The sequence below is a fragment of the Rhodococcus sp. BP-160 genome, assembly GCF_019836205.1.
In the GTDB taxonomy this organism is placed as follows: Bacteria; Actinomycetota; Actinomycetes; order Mycobacteriales; family Mycobacteriaceae; genus Rhodococcoides.
Map to the genome: position 1 here is coordinate 782,539 of NZ_JABUEK010000001.1, position 20,941 is coordinate 803,479.

Below are 20,941 nucleotides of genomic sequence, written 5' to 3' on the forward strand. Positions count from 1 at the left end.
GTCAGGCCCTCCCGTCCGGCGCGGAAAGCCTAACGCACGGACCTCAGGACACGGCCGCCTCGTTCCTGTCCGCTCGGCGTGCCTGCTCGGCGTCCAGGAAGGTCGGTGCGCGGTTCTTCAGGACGAAGACGTACACGACGAGCGAGACACCGATGGCGATGGTGACGTAGATGCCGAAGGCGTCGAGCGCATCGTTCTCCTTGGCGGCCTCGTAGATCACCGGAGCCGTGCCACCGAACATCGAATTGGCCAGTGCGTAGCCGAGTCCCAGTCCCAGAGCGCGCACGTGCGCCGGAAACAGTTCCGCCTTCACGATCGCGTTGATCGAGGTGTAGCCGGTGAGGATGACGTAGGTGCCGGCGAGCAGCAGGAAGGACACCATCGGCGTCTCGACGCGCGGCAGCAGGTTCAGGAAGGTCCACGACCACAGCACACCCGCGATGCCGAACCCGACGAGCAGCGGCTTGCGCCCGATCTTGTCGCTCAGCAGTCCGCCGAGTGGCTGGATCACCATGAGCAGCACCAGCGCCGCGAGGTTGATCCACGTCGCCGTCATGCCCTGATCGGCGTAGGTGCTCTTGACGATGAGCGGCCCGTTGACGCTGTAGGTGTAGAACGCGACGGTCCCGCCGAGGGTCACGAGGAAGCAGATGAGCAGCTGCTTCGGGTACGCGGTGAACAGCTCGGTCATCGAGCCGCTGCGCTTGCCGTCGACCTCGGTCTGCAGGGATTCGTCCATGCTCCGACGCAGGAACAGCACCACCACGGCGCCGAGGGCGCCGATTCCGAACGCGATGCGCCAGCCGAAGGAGGCGATCTGCTCGTCGGTCAGGACACTCTGCTGGATCAGCAGCGTGACCTGGGCGAGGACGTGACCGCCCACCAGGGTGACGTACTGGAACGAGGAGAAGAATCCGCGCAGCCCCGGCGTGGCCGCCTCGGACATGTAGGTCGCCGACGTGCCGTACTCGCCACCCGTCGCGAAGCCCTGCAGCAGACGGCAGAGGACGAGCATGACCACGGCGGCCGACCCGATGGACGCGGCCGTCGGGGTCAGCGCGATGAGCAGGGACGAGCCCGCCATGAGCGAGATGCTGAACACCAGCGCGGGACGACGCCCGTGCCGGTCCGCGTACCGACCGAAGAACCACGACCCGATCGGGCGCATCACGAAGGTGATCGCGAAGATGCCCATCGTGTAGATGCCCGCGTTGGGCTCACCGTCGGCGAAGAAGCTCGACTGCAGGTACGACGCGAAGACCGTGTAGACGTACACGTCGTACCACTCGACGAGGTTGCCGAGTGATCCGCGAATGGTGTTGAACACCGCCCGCTTCGTCGAGGGAGGCCCCGCGGGGATGGCTGTCGTGGCCATGGATGGTCACCTTTCGGTCCGGTGCAGGGGATGCACCGAACGAACACTAGGTGTGACCGGCGCCATATGAGGCACGGCTGCGGGCAGTCTTTACAGACACTTTGCAAACCCGACCGAGGCTGTCGGTGGGACCTGCCACCATCGCCGACATGACGACGACGCCGGCGCTACCCGAAGCGTGCCTCGCGTGGTGCAGCACCCGTTCGTACGAGTACGACGTGCTGGGTGATCTCGCGGAGATCGACCTCGACTGGTGGAACAGTCGTCTCACGAGCGCGCGCATCCCGGTGCGGGTCCGCGCCCGAGGTCTGGACGGAGACGTCGTCGAGACCGGCACCGGGTTCCTGCGGCGCGGCGATCTGCAGACCATCGGGAGCGGGTGCGATCTGACCACCGTCTACCACTGCGCCGCATGGCTCGTCGGTCATCGAGACCGAGACCGCGCTCGCCGCTTCCCCGATGCGCGGGACCTCGAGGAGCCGGCCGGCGACCGTCGGCTGCACGGTGTTCGGCAGGCACTGGACGAGTGCCGCCGCGCGCCGGCGCTCATCGACGTCGGTCCGCACCGGGACTGGTCGGGCTGGCCGAGGGCCACGGGATTCGGGCGCGTTCCGATGTCCCTGTACGTGTGGGCGATCGGGTCGGAGAACATGCTGCACCGCCCGCAACTCCTCGACCAGCAGGCGCTGTCGGAACTCGTGCACCTGGGGTGGGTGGACAATCCCTCGGTGTCGGCCATGACCGTGCGGCGCTACCTCGACTACTGCGAGGTGCTCGACGAGTGGGCGAGACTGGGCCGCGTACGGCCCGAGCTTGTCGAGATGTGGCTGGTGCGGTCGTGGCGGATCCGACGGGAGACGCCGTCGCCGTTCCTGGACGAGTTCCGCGATGCGCTGTGACGAGAGTCGAACGTGGTGGAGCTGAGGGGAATCGAACCCCTGACCTTCTCGATGCGAACGAGACGCGCTACCAACTGCGCCACAGCCCCTGACCCGGCGAACCAGGATCGTCTCGAACTCTAGCAGCCCCGCGGGACGGCCAGAAATCCGGTCACTCCCCCGCTGCGCGGCGCATGCGGACGTCGAGGTGGGAGTCGCCGACGTGCTCGTCGTAGTGCTCGAGATGGTCGAACGCCGGGTCCTCGTCGTCTACCTCGAGCACCACGGCGCCAGGACGACGCAGGCGCTCGGGAGTGAGCTTGAGCTCCGGGTCGGTGCTGGACTCGACACCGAGGCGCGAGCGCTGCAGACGCTGCATACGACGACGACGGATGTCCTCCTCGATGCGCACCTGGCGGCGGAGGTAGAACAGGTAGGACGACAGCCCGACGATGGTGACGGCGAAGACCCACCAGAAGATCGGGCTCGCAAGGAATCCCAGCGCTGCAGACATCGCGATGACAAACACGGAGCCGAGCACCGTGCGCTGACGGAACGCGTAGCGGGCGGCGCGGGCGATGGCGTCGGCCTCGGGATCGAAGCCGCCGCGGCCGCGTCGCTGCGGCACGAAGTCCTCCGAGAAGTACTCGTCGACGTGCTCGTCGCTCTCGTGGCCGTGCTGGGTCTCCATCGGATCCTCCGAAAGCGAGTCGGTCGAGTGCAGGTCGTCGTCGGACGGGCGCCAGTCGGGGTCGCTGCGGTGCCCTGCCGCGGGACCGGGATCGACGCGGAGCCGCGCTCCGCCCCGGTGCAGGACCCGTGTCGCGAGCGCGACGTCGGTGGTGCGGCGGATACGCGGGCGCGATGTGACCACCATCGGCACGAGCACGAACAGCCAGATGGCGACGAGGCCGATCCAGATCACCGAATTGGGCACACCCACCACCTCCTGACGTGAATCACATTCATGTGAGCTTGCACGTCAGCGTAGTGGGGCGCGGTGAACCGCCGACGACGACGCGCCGAACACGAGTGCACTCATGTCACTCCAGTCACAGGCCGAAATTCCCGCAGTGCTTGCGTGTTCCCGCGGACACTGCAGCACGCGCGGGAACACGGAACCCCTACGGGAACCTCGAGGCAACTACCGAGCCCACGCCGCCCGACCACTGCGCACCAGCACGTCCGCCACCGTCCCGGGCGTCTCCCCCACCGTCATGGCGACGAGGATGTGGTCGCGCCACGCACCGTCCACGTCGAGGTACCTCTGCAGCAGGCCCTCCTGGCGGAACCCGACGTTGCGCAGAACCGCTTGACTGGCAGCGTTTTCCGGCCGCACGGTGGCTTCGAGCCGGTGCAGCCCGGCCGACGAGAAGCAATGATCGACGCCGAGTGCGAGTGCTGCCGTGGCGACCCCCTGCCCGCCGACGTCCTTGGCCACCCAGTAGCCGATCCACGCCGATCGAAGGGCTCCGCGAACGATGTTGCCGACAGTCAGCTGCCCGACGAAGGTGCCGTTCAGTTCGATGGCGAAGGGCAGCATCATCCCGCGCCTGGCCTCGGCCTTGAGGCTCGAGAACAGGGGCGGCCACGACGACATCGCGTGCCGCATGTCCCACGGCGCCTCACCGGTGGGCTCCCACGGTTCGAGGTGCGCGCGGTTGTCGATGCGGGTCCGCGACCACACCGCGGCGTCGCGCAGACGCACCGGTCGGACCGTCACCTCGCCCGCGGGAACCACGAGAGGTCCCAGCTTCGCCGGCCATCCGGGATGGCTCGACCACGATCGCGGCATACTTCGAAACCTTAGCGAAGAGGACGGAGCGTCAGCCGCGCTGCGCGAGGAATGCGACGTCGACCTCTTCGCCGGTCCGCACCTCGGTCACCTCGGGGTCGACCATGACCAGGCAGTTGGCCTCCGCCAGCGTCGCCAGCAGGTGCGACGAGCTGCCGGGAGCACCGCCTAGTGCCTGCACGAGGTACTCCCCCGTGCCCTCGTCCCGCATGAGCTGGCCGCGCAGGTAGGCGCGGCGCCCGGCGATGGACGTGATGGGTCCGACGGTGCGGGCCGTGACGATGCGGCGCATGGGCTGGCGTCGACCGAGCGCGATGCGCACGAGCGGCCGCACCATCACCTCGAAGACGACGAGCGCACTCACCGGGTTGGACGGCAACAGGAAGGTGGGTACCTCGTCGCGACCGAGCTGGCCGAAGCCCTGCACCGATCCGGGGTGCATGGCCACGCGGCCGACCTCGATGTCGCCGAAGTCCTCCAGCGCCTCGCGGATCTCCTCGGACGCGCTGCCGCCGACGGCTCCGGCGATGACGACGATCTCGGAGCGGATGAGCTGCCCTTCCACCACCTCGCGCAGCCGCTTCGCGTCACCGCTGACGATGCCGATGCGGTTGACGTCCGCGCCCGCGTCCCGCGCCGCGGCAGCGAGGGCGTAGCTGTTCACGTCGTACACCTGGCCCTGGCCCGGTGTGCGTTCGATGTCGACGAGTTCGCCGCCGATCGAGATGACCGAGAGGCGGGGACGGGGATGCACCAGGACCTTGTCGCGGCCCACGGCTGCGAGGAGCCCCACCTGCGCTGCGCCGATGATGGTCCCGGACCGCACGGCGACGTCGCCGGGCTGCACGTCGTCACCGATGCGGCGCACGTACTCTCCGGAACGCACGGGTGCGAGCACCTCGATGCGGCCGCGCGCGAACTTCGCTCGATCCACGGGCAGAACGGCATCCGCGAGGGTGGGCAGCGGTGCCCCCGTGTCGACGCGCACCGCCTGCCGCGGCTGCAGACGGATGGGCTGACGCGACCCCGCCGCGACCTCGCCCACCACGGGCAGCGAGATGTCGACGGGCGCGCCGTCGTCGTCGGTGGCCGACCCCGCGGCAGCGATGTCCACACTGCGGACCGCGTAGCCGTCGATGGCCGCCTGATCGAACCCGGGCAGCGGGCGCTCGGTCACCACTTCTTCCGCGCACAGCAGACCCTGCGCCTCGGAGATGGCGACTCGCACCGGCCGGGGGGCAACCGCTGCAGCCGTCACTCTCGACTGCTGCTCCTCAACCGAGCGCATCCGCACCTTCCGTCATCCGTGTCGACCGGGCGTCACTCGTAGGTCGTGAGCTCCGGTGCCCAGCTGTCGCTCAAGCGCTCCTGGAGCCACTCGCGCAATGCCGGACCGTAATCTTCGCGTTCCAGTGCGAAGTCAACCGCAGCGCGGAGGTAACCCCCGGGATTTCCGAGGTCGTGTCTCACTCCGCGGTGCACCACCACATGTACCGGATGACCCTCCTCGATGAGGAGAGCGATGGCGTCGGTGAGCTGCAACTCGCCACCGGCGCCGGGCTGGATGCGTCGCAACGCATCGAAGATGGCCCGATCCAGAAGGTATCGGCCGGCCGCCGCGTAGTTCGACGGCGCGTCCTCCTTCTTGGGCTTCTCCACCATGCCGTTGACCTTGAGCACGTTGGGGTTCACTGCGTCGGGCACGATCTCGGTGTCGAACACTCCGTACGCGGACACCGCGTCCTCGGGAACCTCGATGGCGCACAACACGGTTCCGCCGCGCTTGGCACGCACCCGCGACATCACGTCGAGCACACCCCGCGGCATCACCAGGTCGTCCGGGAGCAGCACTGCGATCGCGTCCTCGTCGTCGTCGAGCACTTCCTCGGCGCACGCGACGGCGTGTCCGAGACCCAATGGCTCCGCCTGGATCACCGACTGGACGTCGAGAAGACCGGGCGCGACACGGACCTTCTCGAGCATCTCGAGCTTGCCGCTCGCCTCGAGCTTGTTCTCCAGCACCAGATCCTCGACGAAGTGGGCGACCACACCGTCCTTGCCGGGCGAGGTGACGATGACGAGGCGCTGCGCGCCGGAATCGGCAGCTTCTCCGGCCACGAGCTCGATTCCGGGCGTATCGACCACCGGCAGTAGCTCTTTCGGTACCGTTTTCGTGGCGGGGAGGAAACGTGTTCCCATGCCTGCAGCGGGTACGACGGCCGTACGGAACGACGGCTTCTTGCCACCGGCCACGGACTCACTGTTTGCTGAGCTCATGCGCACACCCTATCCATGTAGACCGCGAATCGTCCTTCGCGAGACACTGGGGTTTCCCCCGTGATCAGTGACGACAAACTCGAGTGGAGGACACGCATACTCACTGCCCGCAAGCAGCGAGACGTCCACGCACGAGAGCGGGCATCAGGGGCACTCTCTCACGCCGTGTCGGTTTTGGCCTCCGATGCGCGGGAGCGCGGCGGCGACACTCTCGCCGCCTACGTACCGGTGGGTAGCGAGCCCGGTGATGCGAGCATGCTCGACTCCGCACTGGCCGCCGGACTGCGAGTGCTGCTGCCCGTCGCGCGTGAACCGGGGCCGCTGTCCTGGGCCGAGTACCGCGGACCCGACTCGCTCGTCGCGGCCGCGTACGGCTTGCGCGAACCGTCCGGCCCGACGCTTCCTCCCGAGACCGTCGCGGACGCGTCGATCGTGTTGGTACCCGCACTCGCCGTCGATCGCAGCGGCGGTCGCCTCGGCCGAGGCGCCGGCTTCTACGACCGCACACTCGATGCCGTCCGGCCCGACGCGTGGCTGGTGGGCGTGGTGTACGACGACGACCTGGTCGACGCGCTGCCCACCGAGACGCACGACGTGCGCATGACCCACGTGTTGACGCCGCTGTCGGGGCTGCGGCGGCTCGGCCACGACAGCCGCGGCTGAGGAATAGCGCCACCTGCACGGACGTTGCCTCGATTGCCGACGCTGGCACTGTCGACTGTAGAGTGCCAGTCAGGGACCGACAGCGGAGGAAACGTGCCTACCTACTCTTATGCGTGCACCGAGTGTGACAACCGGTTCGACATCGTCCAGAAGTTCACGGACGACTCGTTGACGGTCTGCCCCGCGTGCTCCGGCAAGCTTCGCAAGCTGTTCAACACCGTGGGCATCGTCTTCAAGGGCAGCGGCTTCTACCGCAACGACAGCCGCGGCAGTTCGAGCAGCAGCGAATCGGGCTCGTCCGACTCCGGCAGCTCCTCGGACAGCAAGAGCTCGAGCGAGAAGAAGAGCGACACGAAGTCCGACTCGACCTCGACCACCTCGAGTGAGAAGAAGTCGACCAGCACCTCCACCCCCGCCGCCACAAGCTGATCGTCCGACCCGGGGAGCGTTGAACCGCTGTCCCCGGGCACCGTGAAACCTGGCGGCCTCCTGCGTCGCCCTCGTTCTACGGTCGCGTCATGTCTCCCACGGTCGATCACCCGCTGAGCGCGCGTCTGTTCGACCGCATCCCGCCTCTCCCGCCGCGTCTGCGGTCACCTGCCGCTCGACGCATCGTCGCCGCTGCTCTCGTGGGGCTCGCTGTCGTCTCGGCCTATCGAACCGATCCGTCGCGGACCGAGGTCCCGGTCGTCGTGACCGCCACGGACGTCGCTCCCGGCACCTCACTCACGGCCGCCGACGTCACGCTGACCCGCGTCGACTCGTCCCTGCTCGCGGACGGAACGCTGCGGTCGGTGGACGACGCGGTGGGACGGACTGTCGCCGGACCCGTCCGATCCGGCGAGGCGCTCACCGATGTCCGACTGCTGGGGCCTCGGCTGGCGTCCGCCACCCTGCCGTCCGGTGACGCCCGCATCGTGCCGATCCGCCTCGCCGATCCCGAGCTGGCGCAACTGCTTCGAGCCGGCGACGTGGTCGACGTGGTGCGGTCGGCGCCGGACGACACGTCCCCGTCCGGGGTGATCGCCGAGAGCGCCACCGTGGTGATGGTCTCCGCCCCGGGCTCGGGCGTGTCTCGACGCGACCAGCTCGTTCTGGTCGCCCTGCGCGCGGACGACGCGTCGGCCGTCGCCGCTGCGTCGCTCTCCGATGCACTGACGGTCCTGCTGCGGTGACCGTCCCGGGTCCCGGGCTTCGGCGCGCCCATCGAGACGCGCTGGTCGGTTACTCTCGTCGTGGCTCAATCCATGATCGACGAGAGTAGGGGCGGATCGCATGTTGAAGGGCTTCAAGGACTTCCTGCTGCGCGGGAACGTGGTCGACCTCGCGGTCGCAGTGGTCATCGGTGCGGCCTTCACGGCCATCGTCACCGCATTCACCACCAACATCGTGAACCCGTTGATCTCGTCCATCGGGGCGAGCAACGAGCTGGGCTGGGGCTTTCTGATCCGCTCCGGCAACGACGCGACATTCGTGAACATCGGGGCCGTCATCACCGCGGTGATCAACTTCGTCATCATCGCGGCGGTCGTCTACTTCGTGCTCATCCTCCCGGTGAACACCGCGAAGAACCGCTTCGCGACGAAGAAGGAGAAGGCTCTGAGCGATCAGGACATCCTGATCCAGATCCGGGACCTCTTGGCGGAGGGCCGGTCCGACGGCGTCAAGACCACCTCGGACGGCATCACCGGAAACACGACGCCGGGCACCACCACCACGTAGTCACCCACAGACACGACGAGGGGCTCGTCCTCACCGCACGGTGAGGACGAGCCCTTCGTCGTCTGTTCGAACGAGCGGGATCAGTTGAACTTGACCAGCGGGAACTCGTCGAGGGTGATCGCGGTGCCGGCCGCGGAGCAGGCGTCGACCACGGCCGTCGAGTTGTCGACGAACGCCTGACCGGACGAGCTGTCCGGCTCGGTGAGTTCGAGGGAATCGGCGGGCAGCGCACCGATGAGGGTGCTGAGCGAGGACTCGACGTCTCCGGTGGCGGTGTCCGCGAGCGGCTGGAACTTCTGCATCTCGGCGGTCTTCGCGTCGGTCCAGGTCTGGACGTCCGTGTCGGCCGGGCCGGCCTTGACGAGGGCGGTGAACTGGTCGTACGTGGTCTCGAAATCGGTGCAGGCGGTGGCGTTCTCGGACGAGTCGTCCGACGTCCCGGAATCCCCGCTGCTGCAGGCGGACAGGCCCACCAGGGCCGTGAGGGCGAAAGCTGCACTCATCACACGAGTCGCGGTACCGGAGTTCATGCCGACCATTCAACAGGATGCGTGGACGTCGGAACGCAGTGGGGCGGTGCACCTTCGGATGCTCGTGACATGCCACCGACCGTCGTCGCACGCCATTGTCACGCCTCACGAACACGACGAAGCCCCACCCGGATGACCCGGATGGGGCTTCGTCTGTGTTCAGATCTGCTGTGGAAGCGGACTACCGATCAGCAGGCAACTGATACCGGCTGGGCCAGGATCAGTTGAAGGTCCACACGGGGCCGTAAGCAACGGCCGTGTCGCCGGTGGCGGACACGATCGAGGCGTACGGACGGACGCGGACGTTGCCCAGGATGCCGGTGGCGGTTCCGTGGACGTTGGCCAGCTGGATGGAGCCGTCGGTACCGGCTGCGTCCTGCTCGCCGCCGGTGATGTCGGCCTCTTCGTTGATGACAGCGAGGGCGCTCTCGGACTGCGTGATGCCGGGGCCCGGAGCAATCTCAACCTTGGCGGTCGCAACCGGAAGCAGCTGGACGTCCGCGGTGATCGGAACGTCGCCCAGATCAGCGTCAGCACCGTCGCTAAGGGTGCCGCCAAGCTTGGCGCCGACGGTCGGGGTCTTCCACTCGATGCCGAGCGAGCCACCGATGCTGCCGGGGTAGCCGACCTGGTAGCCGACGTTGACCGTGCCCTCGAAGTCGTCAGCAGACGGACCTGCGACCGACCAGGTGATTCGGCCGTTGCCGAACCACTCGCGGGTCAGCGGGTTGCCGTCAAGCGGGAACACGCTGTTCACGAAGGTGTCCTCGAGGTTGATCGTGATGGCGTTGCCATCAGCGTCAACAACGGTGTTGCTTGCGTCGACGCCCGCGTTTGCAGTGCCGGTTCCGAGAACCAGGCCGACGACCGAGGCGCCTGCCACAGCTGCAACACTCATGGACTTGAGCCCCCGGCTGCGCCGCGGCTTACGAATTACGGTCATGTACTTCCTCATCATGTTCGTCCCGCGGCGTGTTCGCCTCGGGTGCGCTGTCGGGCTCTGACGTCCTCCCGAGCGGTTCGCTTGCGAGCGAACCGTATCAGGCGGCGACTGCAAGCTCATGGCTTACGCGTCGGGCAGTGCAGGAACACAAGTTGGACGCGTCCTCGTATCGATTCAGCATCCACCGTTGAACCTGAGCGAAACCTTAGAGGGTGATCCGGACCGTGACAATCCCTACGTTCGAAGCGTTGCGTCCGAAAACCGCCGTCCACGTTTCGTGCGTGTGAACGTGCGTCACAAGCGTTTTGGCCGCACGACGCGCCACAGCTCCAATGGCGCGAAACGTCGTCGGACTGTGCTAACCGGGTGCCCGGGTGCCCGTGACGTGGGCGTTATTGAACTCGGCCCCGAGCGGAACTACTGCTCGACGGGGGTTGCCAGTCACACCAGTCACATCTACCCTGCGGTAACTCGCGGGGAGGTCATCCGGATTCAGGCGAATTCGCGGTTAACAGACAGGCAACACCGGGTTCGCACTGTGGTAACTCCCAGTGATGTGGATCACACAAAACTAGTCGTAATGCGGAGGCCTCTGGCTCCTCAACCACTCCTCCGAGCCCGAGGACGAATCACCTCGATGTGGTTCGCCCGACGTTCCGTCGTCTCGAGTCGACTCGGGAAGAACGTCGCCGAACACACGAGCGAGCCGGGCCCGTCGTGCACGGGCCCGGCTCGCAGTGTCCTCGGAGTCCGGATCGACGGGTGTTACGTCGCCGGCTAGGGGGTCGTTCTTCTGGGGGTCGTCAGCCGTCAAGGCTGGACAACTCACCGATGACATGGGCGGCGAGGGGCGTCAGCGTCGCCATTCCGTCGCGGACGGCCGCGCGGCTCCCAGCCAGGTTGACCACCAGCGTGCTGCCGGACACTCCGGCGAGCCCGCGGGACAGACCGGCGTCGAGCGACCCCGCCGCCAGTCCGGAGGACCGGAGCGCCTCACTGATACCGAGGAGTTCACGGTCGAGCACCTCGGCCGTCGCGTCCGGGGTGACGTCGCGCGGCGACGTGCCGGTGCCGCCGACGGAGACCACCAGGTCGACGCCGCCGATGACCGCGGTGTTCAGTGCGTTGCGCACGTCCACCTCGTCGTTGCTGACCACGACGACACCGTCCACGAGGAAGCCCGCCTCGGTCAGCAGTTCGTTGACCAGAGGTCCGGTCGAGTCGGCATCTCCGTGAGCCGTGCGATCGTCGACGATCACGACGAGCGCACGTCCGGCCACGGCTGCATCCATAGTCATGTCGCTCACCGTAATGCCCGGGCCCGACGGAGACTCGATGTGCCCGACGATGGGCGTGAGGTGCCCACGGTCACGGACGATCCGGGGTCGCTTCATCAGTTGCCTCCGCTCGGGGCCGTCCCGAGCGTGACCTGCACGGTCTGCTCGTTGCCACCCTGTGTGTAGGTCACCGAGACCTGGTCGCCGGGGGCGTGCGAGCGGACCGCCGCGATGAGTGCGTCGCCGCTGGCGATGACGCGGTCGTCGACCTTGGTGACCACTGCACCGGTCGGGATGCCCGCCTGCGCGGCCGGCCCGCCGTCGGTGACGGCCATGACCGTGGCTCCGTTGGCGTCGTCGCGGCTCGGGACGCTGATGCCGATGATCGCCTGCGTCGCCTTGCCGGTCTGTACCAGCTCGTCGGCGATGCGGCGCGCCTGGTCGACGGGGATGGCGAAGCCGAGGCCGATGGACCCGCTCTGCGACTCGGACGAGCTGGCGCCCGCTCCCAACGTCGCGATGGCGCTGTTGACGCCGACCAGCTTGCCGTTCATGTCCACGAGCGCGCCGCCCGAGTTGCCGGGGTTGATGGCCGCGTCGGTCTGGATCGCGTCGATCACCGTGGTCTGGTCCGTCGACTCGCCACTGGTCGCGACCGGGCGGTTGAGCGACGAGATGATGCCGGAGGTCACCGTGCCGGCGAGGCCGAGCGGCGATCCGACGGCCACGACACCCTGACCCACCTGCAGACCGTCCGAGGTGCCGAGCTCGATGGGCGTCAGGTTGCTGCGACCCTGCGCCTTGATCACCGCGATGTCCGAGGACGCGTCCGCACCGACCACCGTCGCCGACGACGTGGATCCGTCGTTGAAGGAGACGGTCAGCTGGGCGTTCGCACCCGCGCCGGACACGACGTGGTTGTTCGTCAGGATGAGGCCGTCCGAGGAGAGGATCACGCCGGACCCCTCACCCTCGGCGGTGCGGCCCGCCACCTGGATCTGGACCACGCTGGGGAGCACCTTGCCGGCCACGGCCTGCACCGAACCGTCGGGGGCGTTGGCGGCCGGGTTCGCCTGCGTGACGGGCTGATTGAGGGCGTTGGTCACGCCACCGTTGCCGCCGTCCGCGGCGATGGCGCCGACCGCGCCGCCGACTCCACCGCTCACCAGGGCCAGGGCGATGGCGCCTGCGACGAGGGCTGCACGCCCCGGCTTCCGCGACGTGGTCGCCGGCGCCGTCCCGCCGTAGTACTGCGGCTGCTGGTACGGGTTCTGCTGGTAGGGGTTCTGTCCCTGCTGATGAGGCTGCTGATACGGGTTGTGGGGCTGCTGGTGCTGACCGGCCTGGTGTTGACCGGACTGTCGACCGTCCCACCCGGTGTACTGGGGCTGTGTCTGTCCCCCGTACGCGGGCTGCTGCGCGGTGGGCTCCGATGCGCCGTCTCGGCCGTCGCGGCCGGTGTCACCAGTGGTGCGGTCCTCGTTCATGCGTTTCGCTCCATCTCCATGACCAGCTCGCACCGGTCACCTCACGTCGTCCTGATCGACGATGCTCCGCCGGACTGAGAGGGCGCTGAGATCATCGTGTCAGTGGCCTGTGGGTCCTGCGATCCTGTTCCCAGCAGATCCTGCGGACCGGCGGATTCCCCTGGAAGAACGATTCGAATCAAGGTGCCGCCGGTGACCGAGTCCTCGACCGCGATGGTTCCGCCGTGCTTGAGCACCACCTGGCGCACGATCGCCAGACCCAGTCCCGATCCGGGCATCGACCGCGACGCGGTGGACCGGTAGAAGCGTTCGAACACCAGCTCTCGTTCCTCGGGCGCGATACCCGGACCCGCATCGGACACGGTGAGTTCGAGCAAGCCGTCGGGCCGGGCGATCATCGCCACGTGCACGGTGGCGCCCGACGGACTCCACTTGGCCGCGTTGTCGAGCACGTTGAGGACGGCGCGGGACAGACCCGCCTGGTCGCCGTACAGGATCCACGGTGTGGTCATCGAGTCGAAGTCGATCTCGTTGCGACGCCTGCGAACTCGCTCCAGGCTGCGTTCGACGACATCCGCCATGTCGACACGTTCGAAGACGTTCTCCGGGGCGTCCTCACGTGCCAGGTCGACCAGATCGCCGACGAGCGTGGACAGTTCCTCGATCTGCGCCACCACGTCGAGACGCAGCTCCGCCATGTCCTGCTCCGGGATGCGCGGCGCACCCGGCCGACTCGACGCGATCAGCAGTTCCATGTTGGTGCGCAACGACGTCAGCGGGGTCCGCAGTTCGTGACCCGCGTCCGCCACGAGTCGACTCTGCCGCGCCCGCGACTCGGCGAGCGCCCGCAGCATCGTGTTGAAACTGTCGGTGAGGCGGGCGAGCTCGTCGTTGCCCGTCACCGGAATGGGCGTCAGGTCGTCGGTTCGGGCGACACGCTCGGCCGCCGCCGTCAGCCGTCCGATGGGTCGCAGACCGGTGCGTCCCACCGCCGTGCCGGCCACCGCCGCGAGGACGACGCCACAGCCGCCCACGACGAACAGCACCCAGGCCAGTCGATCCAAGACCTGGCCGGTGGGAGCGAGCCGCTGTGCGATCACCAGCGTGCTCCCGGTCTGCGTGCGCTCCGCGAGAACGCGAGCTCCCGAGGTGGTGCGCAGCGACGAGGTCGACTGTCCCAGCGCGACGTCCATCTCGGGGTCACCGATGGGCACGATCGAACCCGGCGGGATGTACTTCGTCAGGTCCGGAAAGATCAGCGCGACACTGACATCGGTGCTGTAGAGCGTGGCGCCCGCGACGTACCGGGGATCGAAGGCGACGAGGTTGGTCTCGATCAGCGCACTCGCCCGGGTACGCAGCTGGTTGTCGACGTCGCCGTACAGCGCGCGGGACACCACCGCGTACGCGGCGATCGCCATGACGGCGACCGCGATGGCCACCACGGACGCCGCGAGCAGCGTGACACGCCACCGCAGGGACACCGAGCGAGTGAGGGGCATCGGAGGACGCATGAGTCCGTCCTGTGCCGCGCGCCCCTTGTCGGTCCCGACCTCGCCCCGCCGACGGCCGAAGGGAGCAACCATCACGGAGGCGTTTCCCGCAGCACGTAACCCACACCGCGGACGGTGTGGATGAGACGAGTCTCGCCGTCGGCCTCGGTCTTGCGCCGCAGATACCCGACGTACACCTCGAGGGCGTTGCCCGACGTCGGGAAGTCGTAGCCCCACACCTCCTCGAGGATGCGGCTCCGGCTGAGCACCCGTCGGGGGTTGGCGAGCAGCATCTCGAGCAACGAGAACTCGGTGCGGGTCAGGCTGATGGGCCGTTCGCCTCGTCGCACCTCGCGCGTGACGGGGTCGAGTGACAGATCGGCGAACGTCATGGCCTCGCTGTCCGGACCCAGTTCCCCACCGGTGCGTCGCAACAGTGCACGCAGCCGTGCCAGCAGCTCCTCGAGCGCGAACGGTTTGGGCAGGTAGTCGTCCGCCCCGGCATCGAGACCCGCCACCCGCTCGGACACGGAGTCACGAGCCGTCAGGACCAGGATCGGCAGGTCGTCTCCGGTGCTGCGCAGGCGACGGCACACCTCGAGCCCGTCGAGCCGGGGCATCATGACGTCGAGGACCAGCGCGTCCGGTCGCTCGGCCGCGACCTTCTCGAGGGCGTCGAGACCGTCGGTGGCCAGGTCCACGGTGTACCCGTTGAACGTCAACGACCGTCGCAGCGATTCTCGGACGGCACGATCGTCGTCGGTCACCAGTACACGCATGGGAACAGTGTCGCCCCGACGACTGAGACGCTGCTGAGAGGACACAGGGGCGGCCGGTGTCAGCGCGCGAACAGCCGGTCGACGAACGCGATCGCATCGGGCTGCGAGTCACGGAACGTCTGACTGTGGTCGCCCGGGTAGGTCCGGAAGGTCAGAGGTTCGCCGTTGGCCGTCATGGCCGCCGCGAGCGACAGGGCGGACGGTGCCGGCACATCGACGTCCCGCAGACCCTGGCCGATGAAGACGGGACGGTCGTACCCGGAGGTGGGCACACCCATGTAGTCGTTCAGCAGTCCGTACACGTTCGGGATCTGCGCCAATGGCCGCGAGAACATGTCGCCCAGTCGCAACCCGGACACCGCATCGTGGAACGGGTTCGCGCACTGCGTCTCGGCGGTGTCCACCCACTGCCGGCCGAGCGGAGTCAGGTAGGAGTTCAGATCGATCTCCGGATGGGCGGCACGCAACCCCGCCAGGATGTAGAAGACGTACGACGTCAGACCGTCCGGAATCGCGACGGGCGGGACTCCGGGCCCGAGCGGAAGCAGAACGAGTTCGATGTTGGCGGGCACGCCGGTCCCGACGGCGCCGAGGTAGTCCAGGCCGTCGCCGCCGTACTCGGTGGCGTACCGCGCGGTCGTCACCGCGGCGCCGCCGCCCTGGGACTGGCCGATCGCGACCCAGCGATTCGACAGCGTCGGCTCCAATTCCCTTGCAGCAGCGACACTGTCGACGACGCTGTGCGCCTGCACCTTGCCGTCCAGGTACGGCATCACTCCGGGGGTACCGAGACCCACGTAGTCCGTGGCGACGATCGCGTATCCGCGGTTCAGCCACGTCTGGAGGTACGGGAAGTCGCGGTCCGGCAACGTGGGGCCGACGACCGACGGAGCGCAGTCGTCGCCGAGCCCGGACGTGCCATGGGCCCACGCGATGACAGGCCAGCCACCTTCGGGCGCCTCGCCGGGCGGCAGATAGACGCCACCGGTACTCAGGGCCGGCTCGTTCTGCGAGCCCACCGACCAGTAGGTGATGCGCCGGGCGTCGACACTTCCCGGAATCGGGGCCGGTGACGCCGTCGATCCGACGAGAGTGCCCGGATCACGGTCCTGCGCCTGCGCCACACCCGTGAGGGTCAGCGCGACGGACGTCGTGGCGGTCAGGGTCACCAGGGCGCGCAGCAGGCGGCGGGAGCGGTTCGGCACGGCGTCACCGTACCGCTCCGGCACCGGATTCCGGACTAGAACATACGTTCGAATACGGCTAGGCTCTCCAGTCATGGACGAGGTGGGTGCGACGCAGAGTTCGGTGAACGACAAGGTGCTCGAGCTGCGCGCGGTCGCGGACGAGCTCCGGGCGCTCGACGACCACCGAGTGGCCCTCGGCGACAAGCTGGTGGACCTCGAACACTGGTTCCGACGGGTGGGGTGCCTGGAGTTGTCCGACCACGCGCTCGACGTCTTCGTCTCCCGCTACGTGGGCCGGGTCTTCGAGCTGGCGGACGGCCTACGCGAGTAGCCGTGACCTCGCGTCACACTCAGTTGTGACCGCCGTCGCCCCGATCGGCACCACGTGGGGTGCCCCTCATTCCGGTGGAAACCACCTCGCAGCGGGCAATCATGTAGCACGGCGGGACACGCTCCCGCCGGGGCCGGTCAGGGGAACCGACCTCAGCACGATCGGAGGAAACACATGATGATCACACTGACACTCGTCGGCGCGGCAGCACTCGCGGTCGCACTGTTGTCCGGCGGACGCGACCTGGACTTCCGGGGACGCCAGATGTCGCACAGCTACCGTTCGCGCTGACACCGACGCACATCGACGACTGCCCACCGTTCACCTGTGAACGGTGGGCAGTTCTCTGTCCGTAATTGGTGACATCTACTATCGAACATATGTTCTAATTCATGTAGTCTGAGGTCATGGAATCGGGGGATCCAGGGTCGGCCTGGCAGGTGCAGATGGGCCGACGTGTCGGCGCGCTGCCTGCTGTGGCCGCACCTGTCGACGATCCCCGCGTGTGCGCGCTACTCGCCCAGCTCGGCTCCGCGGTCGAGGGCATCGCCATGCTCGACGCGTCGACGCTCACCAGCGAGGACCGACTGGCGCTGGTCTGCGCGGCCGAGAACACCCGGCGCCTACTCACCGGCGCGTCACACACCTGGCTCAACGGCCTGGTGGCCGACTCGGGATTCGACTCTGTGCTCGGTGCGATCGGCGCGAGCGGCGTTCCGCACGCGCTGGCGCACATGCTGCGCATCACCACGGCTGCCGCCGCATCCCGGCTCGCCGTGGCGCGCGATCTCGGCACCGGAACCACCATGACGGGTGAGATGCTCGATCCGCCGTTGACCCACACGGCCGCGGCAGGGCGGGACGGCGCGCTGGCTGACGCACACGTCTCGATCATCCGCTCGTTCCTGAAGAAGCTCCCTCACGCCGTCGATGCCGAGACCCGCGACGCCGCCGAGCAGACTCTCGCCGACCTTGCGCGCACGGTCGGACCGGAGGAGCTCACGGCCATCGCGACGCGCCTCACCGAATACCTCGATCCCGACGGAGCGGAGCCCGACGATCGCGACCGCGCCAGGAAGCGCTTCTTCGAGATCGACCCCCAGGGTCCCGATTCGATGTCGACCGGCCGCTTCTGCGTCGACCCGGTGCTGCGCGCCCTGCTCGACGCGTTCCTCGCCAAGTTCGCGGCACCCGGAACGAACAACTCCGAAAGCACTCCCACAGCAGTCGATCTCGACGACCCGGCTCGGACCGAGGACGCCACTTCCACCGACGCGAAACCGGCCGACAGCGCGGAAGGGTCGGACGACCGCGAGGCCGAGTGGGACCACCGCACCCCTAACCAGCGCAATCACGATGCACTGACCTACCTCCTGAAGGACGTGCTGGCCTCGGGTCGACACGGACAGCATCGTGGTCTGCCCTTGTCCGTGGTCGTGTCGGTGTCACTCGAGCAGCTCACCGCCGCAGCGGGTCTCGGGCTCACTGCCACCGGATCCACGGTCCCGGTGGCCGATGTCGTCAGGCTCGCGGCCGAGGCGCACCACTACCTCCGCGTCTTCGACGGGGCCACCGGCAGCACGCTGCACTTCGCCCGAGCCCGCCGGTGCGCGAGCACCGACCAGCGGCTCGCCCTGTTCGCCCGCGACCGCGGCTGCACCGGGCCGGGATGCTCGGCCCCCGCGTCACGGTGCGAGGCCCACCATGTCGACGACTGGGCGGCGGGCGGCCTGACCGACATCGACGACCTCGCGCTGGCGTGCGACGTCCACCATCCGCTCGTCGGCGAACGTGCCGGCCAGTGGGCCACCAGCACCGCTCCCCCGAGTCATCCGTACCCGGGAACAGTGCTGTGGCATCCGCCTGCCGTCATCGACGAGGGTCGGCACGGCATCCCGAACCACCTGAACTTCCCGGAACGGCACCTCGCACCGCCCCCGGACGACTGATCGAATCCGAGACGGTGAGCCGAGGGCGACCTCAGGTTCGACACTGCGCCGGCCTGGCACCGTCAGCCGGAATGTTCCGCCGTGAATTCCGTGATCTCGGCGAGCGCAGGCTTGGGCGAGAAATCGCGGCGCACCATTCCGAAATTCTGCTCCGTGTCGGACTCGTCGCTGCCCGAGTCACGCATGCTGTAGACGTACGCGGGCCCGAGCCAGGAATTGCCGAGAAGGGCATTGAGCATGATGCCGATGGACTCGGCCTGCCCCTCCTCGCTCATGGCATTCGCGTTCGTTCCCGTGGGTGCGCCCATCTCGGTGATCCAGATCTGCTTGTCGCCGTCACCCTCGGCACTCATGACATCGTGCATCGACCACATCGCCATCGCCGTGTTCCATGCCGCCGTCGACAGATCGTTCGGAAGGAACGGCCACGTGTACGGGTGGACGTTGAAGGCATCGAAATAACGATTCGCTCCGAGGGTGTAGAGCGACGAGAGGAAAGCGGTCGGCGAGATGTTGGTGCCGTTGTTCACCGCGGGCGCCATACCGCCGGCGAGCACCAGCGCCTCCGGTTGCACCTTCTTGATGGCGCGGTACGTCGCGCGCAGCATCAGCGCGTACACCGTCGGGTCGGGCAGCGGCGTGAAGTAGGTGGTGATGTTCGGCTCGTTCCACACCTCCCACAACACGATTCGGTCGCGGTACCGCTCCGCGGCGAGTGCTGCGAAAGCCCCGAATGCGTCCGGACTCGCCGGCCGGGCGTAGGGCTGATCCCGAGCCGTCGCCACACGCGCCCAGGCAGGTGCGTAGGTCACGATGGCGTACGGGCACATACCCCGAGCGACGATGGCGTCGACCACTCTGTCCGTCGACGACCAGTCGCGCCGACCGGGCTGCGGCTCCACCACCGACCAGTCGATGTCGATGCGGACCGAGAACATGCCCGCATTCTTCGCGATGTCGAGTTCGCGTCCGAGGTCCTCGTCCGACAGGAATCCGAAGGAGCCGCCGGGTGATCCGCCCACCCGGACGCCGTCGGACTCCGCGACGCACCGCGGTACCTCGCCCGACGGAGCGCCGGATGCCGGTGCCGGCACACCGCCGAGAACGAGAAGGACAGCGGCACCAGACACGCTGCATCGCCGGAGAAACCCGGCACCGGCTCCGCGCCGAGTCGGCCTCGAACGCGAAACAGACCGATCGGTGAGCACCGGCCCAGGCTAACAGCGGCGGCCGTGCGGGGCGTACCAGCGAAAACGGACACCGGCGAGGCTCCGGCTGCGATGATTCTCCACATCGCTCGATCCCGTACAAGCCTGCATTAGTATCGGCGAAATGACGACGGGAAACGACGGCTTCGACGCCCGCCTCAACGAGGTTCTGGAACAGCAGGCCGTGAGGGTGGGCGAGACGGTGCCCGCCTATGTTCGGCGCGCCGTCATGACACGCCTGGTGAAAGAACTTGCCGAGGCGGACGACACCGATCTCGGCCATCTGCTCAAGCGCCTCGAGTCGACGGCGGATCCGGTGCCCGACACGCCCGCGTCCACACCTCCGGCGGCATCCGACATGCCCGCGATCGTCACCGATCCCGATCGCGTGCGCGCCGTCGAGGCCACCGGGCTTCTCGACACCCCGTCCGAACCGGCCTACGACCGCATCGTGGCCATGGCCGCGGACGCGTTGTCCACGCCGGGCGCCTCGATCTCCTTGATCGACAAGGACCGCCAGTTCATCAAGAGCGCTGTCGGTTTCGGGCCGGAAGAGGAACGGCCTCGGGAGATTCCCCTCGAGGCCGGAATGTGCCGCCACACGGTGGCCCTGGGTGAACCACTGCTGGTGGAGGACGCTCGCCTCGACGAGAAGTTCATGAACCACCCCGGCGTGCTGGACAAGACCTTCATCTCCTACCTCGGCATCCCGTTGGTGGACGACGGCGGTCACGCGGTGGGCACGCTGTGCGTCTGGGACGCCGAACCACGTCAGTGGACGACGGGGCACGTACAGGTACTCAAGGACATCGCGTGGATGGTTCGCGAGCGAATTTTCGAGTGAGCGAACCATTCCGGGCGTGATCTACATTTTCGCCTCGTTAGTCTGTCCATCGGTCGCTTTTCCGTAATGGCGCCGTGACCATTCTGAGAAGACAACTCCAAAGAATGGTCTAGTGTTGACCCCGGTCGGTCAACCACTAGGTCCGTACGGAGTGAATCCTGTGTCCGAAACACTGGAATCGCGAGATACGTTGCTACGCAACG

Annotated in this window: 21 protein-coding genes and 1 tRNA gene; 8 read left to right on the forward strand and 14 right to left on the reverse strand. The window is 67.8% G+C overall.

All coding sequences use genetic code 11. The features are described 5' to 3' along the window. Nucleotides 1–43 precede the first annotated feature (43 nt). On the reverse strand, nucleotides 44–1,375 hold the full coding sequence (locus HQ306_RS03660) for an MFS transporter (protein WP_222627659.1): 1,332 nt from the start codon (nucleotides 1,373–1,375) through the stop codon (nucleotides 44–46). 149 nt (nucleotides 1,376–1,524) lie between these two features. Here HQ306_RS03660 and HQ306_RS03665 point away from each other — a divergent pair, with 149 nt between their 5' ends. Then, nucleotides 1,525–2,274, forward strand: coding sequence for a hypothetical protein (locus HQ306_RS03665; protein ID WP_156380407.1), 750 nt, complete (start codon nucleotides 1,525–1,527; stop codon nucleotides 2,272–2,274). A 13-nt stretch (nucleotides 2,275–2,287) separates the two neighbouring features. Here the strand turns inward: HQ306_RS03665 and HQ306_RS03670 are convergent. The 5 genes from HQ306_RS03670 to HQ306_RS03690 all read right to left on the reverse strand — a co-directional run bounded on the left by HQ306_RS03670 (nucleotide 2,288) and on the right by HQ306_RS03690 (nucleotide 6,325). Continuing rightward, nucleotides 2,288–2,363 (reverse strand) — tRNA-Ala (locus HQ306_RS03670). A 62-nt stretch (nucleotides 2,364–2,425) separates the two neighbouring features. After that, complete coding sequence (gene glpR / locus HQ306_RS03675) at nucleotides 2,426–3,190, reverse strand: gephyrin-like molybdotransferase receptor GlpR (RefSeq protein WP_027504110.1); 765 nt, start codon at nucleotides 3,188–3,190, stop codon at nucleotides 2,426–2,428. Nucleotides 3,191–3,397: 207 nt separating this feature from the next. Then, nucleotides 3,398–4,048 (reverse strand): GNAT family N-acetyltransferase, encoded by a 651-nt coding sequence (locus tag HQ306_RS03680; protein ID WP_027504111.1) that lies wholly within the window; start codon nucleotides 4,046–4,048, stop codon nucleotides 3,398–3,400. A gap of 31 nt (nucleotides 4,049–4,079) precedes the next feature. Beyond that, entirely contained in the window at nucleotides 4,080–5,336 is a 1,257-nt protein-coding gene (glp, locus tag HQ306_RS03685; protein ID WP_027504112.1) for a gephyrin-like molybdotransferase Glp, read from the reverse strand. A gap of 32 nt (nucleotides 5,337–5,368) precedes the next feature. Beyond that, complete coding sequence (locus tag HQ306_RS03690; protein WP_051612960.1) at nucleotides 5,369–6,325, reverse strand: UTP--glucose-1-phosphate uridylyltransferase; 957 nt, start codon at nucleotides 6,323–6,325, stop codon at nucleotides 5,369–5,371. A 63-nt stretch (nucleotides 6,326–6,388) separates the two neighbouring features. On the opposite strand from HQ306_RS03690, the gene HQ306_RS03695 reads away from it, so the two are divergent. From HQ306_RS03695 to mscL, 4 genes are all read left to right on the forward strand, one after another. Continuing rightward, nucleotides 6,389–6,988, forward strand: a complete 600-nt coding sequence (locus HQ306_RS03695) for a 5-formyltetrahydrofolate cyclo-ligase (protein ID WP_222629041.1) — start codon at nucleotides 6,389–6,391, stop codon at nucleotides 6,986–6,988. 93 nt (nucleotides 6,989–7,081) lie between these two features. Further along, entirely contained in the window at nucleotides 7,082–7,417 is a 336-nt protein-coding gene (locus tag HQ306_RS03700) for an FmdB family zinc ribbon protein (protein WP_222627661.1), read from the forward strand. A gap of 89 nt (nucleotides 7,418–7,506) precedes the next feature. Continuing rightward, nucleotides 7,507–8,163, forward strand: a complete 657-nt coding sequence (locus HQ306_RS03705; RefSeq protein ID WP_222627663.1) for an SAF domain-containing protein — start codon at nucleotides 7,507–7,509, stop codon at nucleotides 8,161–8,163. Nucleotides 8,164–8,263: 100 nt separating this feature from the next. Next, nucleotides 8,264–8,710, forward strand: coding sequence for a large-conductance mechanosensitive channel protein MscL (mscL, locus tag HQ306_RS03710; protein WP_037183963.1), 447 nt, complete (start codon nucleotides 8,264–8,266; stop codon nucleotides 8,708–8,710). Between the two features lie 80 nt (nucleotides 8,711–8,790). Here the strand turns inward: mscL and HQ306_RS03715 are convergent, their stop codons facing one another. From HQ306_RS03715 to HQ306_RS03745, 7 genes are all read right to left on the reverse strand, one after another. Then, entirely contained in the window at nucleotides 8,791–9,213 is a 423-nt protein-coding gene (locus tag HQ306_RS03715) for a hypothetical protein (protein WP_222629043.1), read from the reverse strand. A 247-nt stretch (nucleotides 9,214–9,460) separates the two neighbouring features. Continuing rightward, a complete protein-coding gene (locus tag HQ306_RS03720) occupies nucleotides 9,461–10,198 on the reverse strand; it encodes an MspA family porin (RefSeq protein ID WP_261769699.1) in 738 nt (245 codons plus the stop codon). Between the two features lie 788 nt (nucleotides 10,199–10,986). Beyond that, on the reverse strand, nucleotides 10,987–11,481 hold the full coding sequence (locus HQ306_RS03725; protein ID WP_197027709.1) for a molybdenum cofactor biosynthesis protein B: 495 nt from the start codon (nucleotides 11,479–11,481) through the stop codon (nucleotides 10,987–10,989). Nucleotides 11,482–11,576: 95 nt separating this feature from the next. Next, entirely contained in the window at nucleotides 11,577–12,947 is a 1,371-nt protein-coding gene (locus tag HQ306_RS03730; RefSeq protein ID WP_222627665.1) for a S1C family serine protease, read from the reverse strand. A 41-nt stretch (nucleotides 12,948–12,988) separates the two neighbouring features. Beyond that, a complete protein-coding gene (locus HQ306_RS03735; RefSeq protein ID WP_231476140.1) occupies nucleotides 12,989–14,461 on the reverse strand; it encodes a HAMP domain-containing sensor histidine kinase in 1,473 nt (490 codons plus the stop codon). 71 nt (nucleotides 14,462–14,532) lie between these two features. Then, entirely contained in the window at nucleotides 14,533–15,219 is a 687-nt protein-coding gene (locus HQ306_RS03740) for a response regulator transcription factor (RefSeq protein WP_027504120.1), read from the reverse strand. A gap of 59 nt (nucleotides 15,220–15,278) precedes the next feature. Further along, entirely contained in the window at nucleotides 15,279–16,424 is a 1,146-nt protein-coding gene (locus tag HQ306_RS03745; protein ID WP_374197730.1) for a lipase family protein, read from the reverse strand. 73 nt (nucleotides 16,425–16,497) lie between these two features. On the opposite strand from HQ306_RS03745, the gene HQ306_RS03750 reads away from it, so the two are divergent. After that, nucleotides 16,498–16,737: a hypothetical protein gene (locus HQ306_RS03750; protein ID WP_027504121.1), complete on the forward strand. Its 240-nt coding sequence runs from the start codon at nucleotides 16,498–16,500 to the stop codon at nucleotides 16,735–16,737. Nucleotides 16,738–17,144: 407 nt separating this feature from the next. Then, the gene (locus HQ306_RS03755) at nucleotides 17,145–18,686 is read left to right on the forward strand and encodes an HNH endonuclease signature motif containing protein (RefSeq protein WP_222627669.1); all 1,542 of its coding nucleotides are present in this window, start codon (nucleotides 17,145–17,147) and stop codon (nucleotides 18,684–18,686) included. A gap of 62 nt (nucleotides 18,687–18,748) precedes the next feature. Here the strand turns inward: HQ306_RS03755 and HQ306_RS03760 are convergent, their stop codons facing one another. Continuing rightward, a complete protein-coding gene (locus HQ306_RS03760; RefSeq protein WP_308115370.1) occupies nucleotides 18,749–19,816 on the reverse strand; it encodes a cellulase family glycosylhydrolase in 1,068 nt (355 codons plus the stop codon). A gap of 202 nt (nucleotides 19,817–20,018) precedes the next feature. Here HQ306_RS03760 and HQ306_RS03765 point away from each other — a divergent pair, with 202 nt between their 5' ends. Continuing rightward, nucleotides 20,019–20,738: a GAF domain-containing protein gene (locus HQ306_RS03765; RefSeq protein ID WP_027504123.1), complete on the forward strand. Its 720-nt coding sequence runs from the start codon at nucleotides 20,019–20,021 to the stop codon at nucleotides 20,736–20,738. Nucleotides 20,739–20,941 lie beyond the last annotated feature (203 nt).

Excerpts from the sequence above, each read along its gene's own strand:
- HQ306_RS03660 (WP_222627659.1), bottom strand. The coding sequence starts at position 1,375 with ATGGCCACGACAGCCATCCCCGCGGGGCCTCCCTCGACGAAGCGGGCG.
- HQ306_RS03665 (WP_156380407.1), top strand. The coding sequence starts at position 1,525 with ATGACGACGACGCCGGCGCTACCCGAAGCGTGCCTCGCGTGGTGCAGC.
- HQ306_RS03680 (WP_027504111.1), bottom strand. The coding sequence starts at position 4,048 with ATGCCGCGATCGTGGTCGAGCCATCCCGGATGGCCGGCGAAGCTGGGA.
- glp (WP_027504112.1), bottom strand. The coding sequence starts at position 5,336 with ATGCGCTCGGTTGAGGAGCAGCAGTCGAGAGTGACGGCTGCAGCGGTT.
- HQ306_RS03690 (WP_051612960.1), bottom strand. The coding sequence starts at position 6,325 with ATGAGCTCAGCAAACAGTGAGTCCGTGGCCGGTGGCAAGAAGCCGTCG.
- HQ306_RS03705 (WP_222627663.1), top strand. The coding sequence starts at position 7,507 with ATGTCTCCCACGGTCGATCACCCGCTGAGCGCGCGTCTGTTCGACCGC.
- mscL (WP_037183963.1), top strand. The coding sequence starts at position 8,264 with ATGTTGAAGGGCTTCAAGGACTTCCTGCTGCGCGGGAACGTGGTCGAC.
- HQ306_RS03715 (WP_222629043.1), bottom strand. The coding sequence starts at position 9,213 with ATGAGTGCAGCTTTCGCCCTCACGGCCCTGGTGGGCCTGTCCGCCTGC.
- HQ306_RS03720 (WP_261769699.1), bottom strand. The coding sequence starts at position 10,198 with ATGATGAGGAAGTACATGACCGTAATTCGTAAGCCGCGGCGCAGCCGG.
- HQ306_RS03725 (WP_197027709.1), bottom strand. The coding sequence starts at position 11,481 with ATGACTATGGATGCAGCCGTGGCCGGACGTGCGCTCGTCGTGATCGTC.
- HQ306_RS03730 (WP_222627665.1), bottom strand. The coding sequence starts at position 12,947 with ATGAACGAGGACCGCACCACTGGTGACACCGGCCGCGACGGCCGAGAC.
- HQ306_RS03735 (WP_231476140.1), bottom strand. The coding sequence starts at position 14,461 with ATGCGTCCTCCGATGCCCCTCACTCGCTCGGTGTCCCTGCGGTGGCGT.
- HQ306_RS03740 (WP_027504120.1), bottom strand. The coding sequence starts at position 15,219 with ATGCGTGTACTGGTGACCGACGACGATCGTGCCGTCCGAGAATCGCTG.
- HQ306_RS03750 (WP_027504121.1), top strand. The coding sequence starts at position 16,498 with ATGGACGAGGTGGGTGCGACGCAGAGTTCGGTGAACGACAAGGTGCTC.
- HQ306_RS03755 (WP_222627669.1), top strand. The coding sequence starts at position 17,145 with ATGGAATCGGGGGATCCAGGGTCGGCCTGGCAGGTGCAGATGGGCCGA.
- HQ306_RS03765 (WP_027504123.1), top strand. The coding sequence starts at position 20,019 with ATGACGACGGGAAACGACGGCTTCGACGCCCGCCTCAACGAGGTTCTG.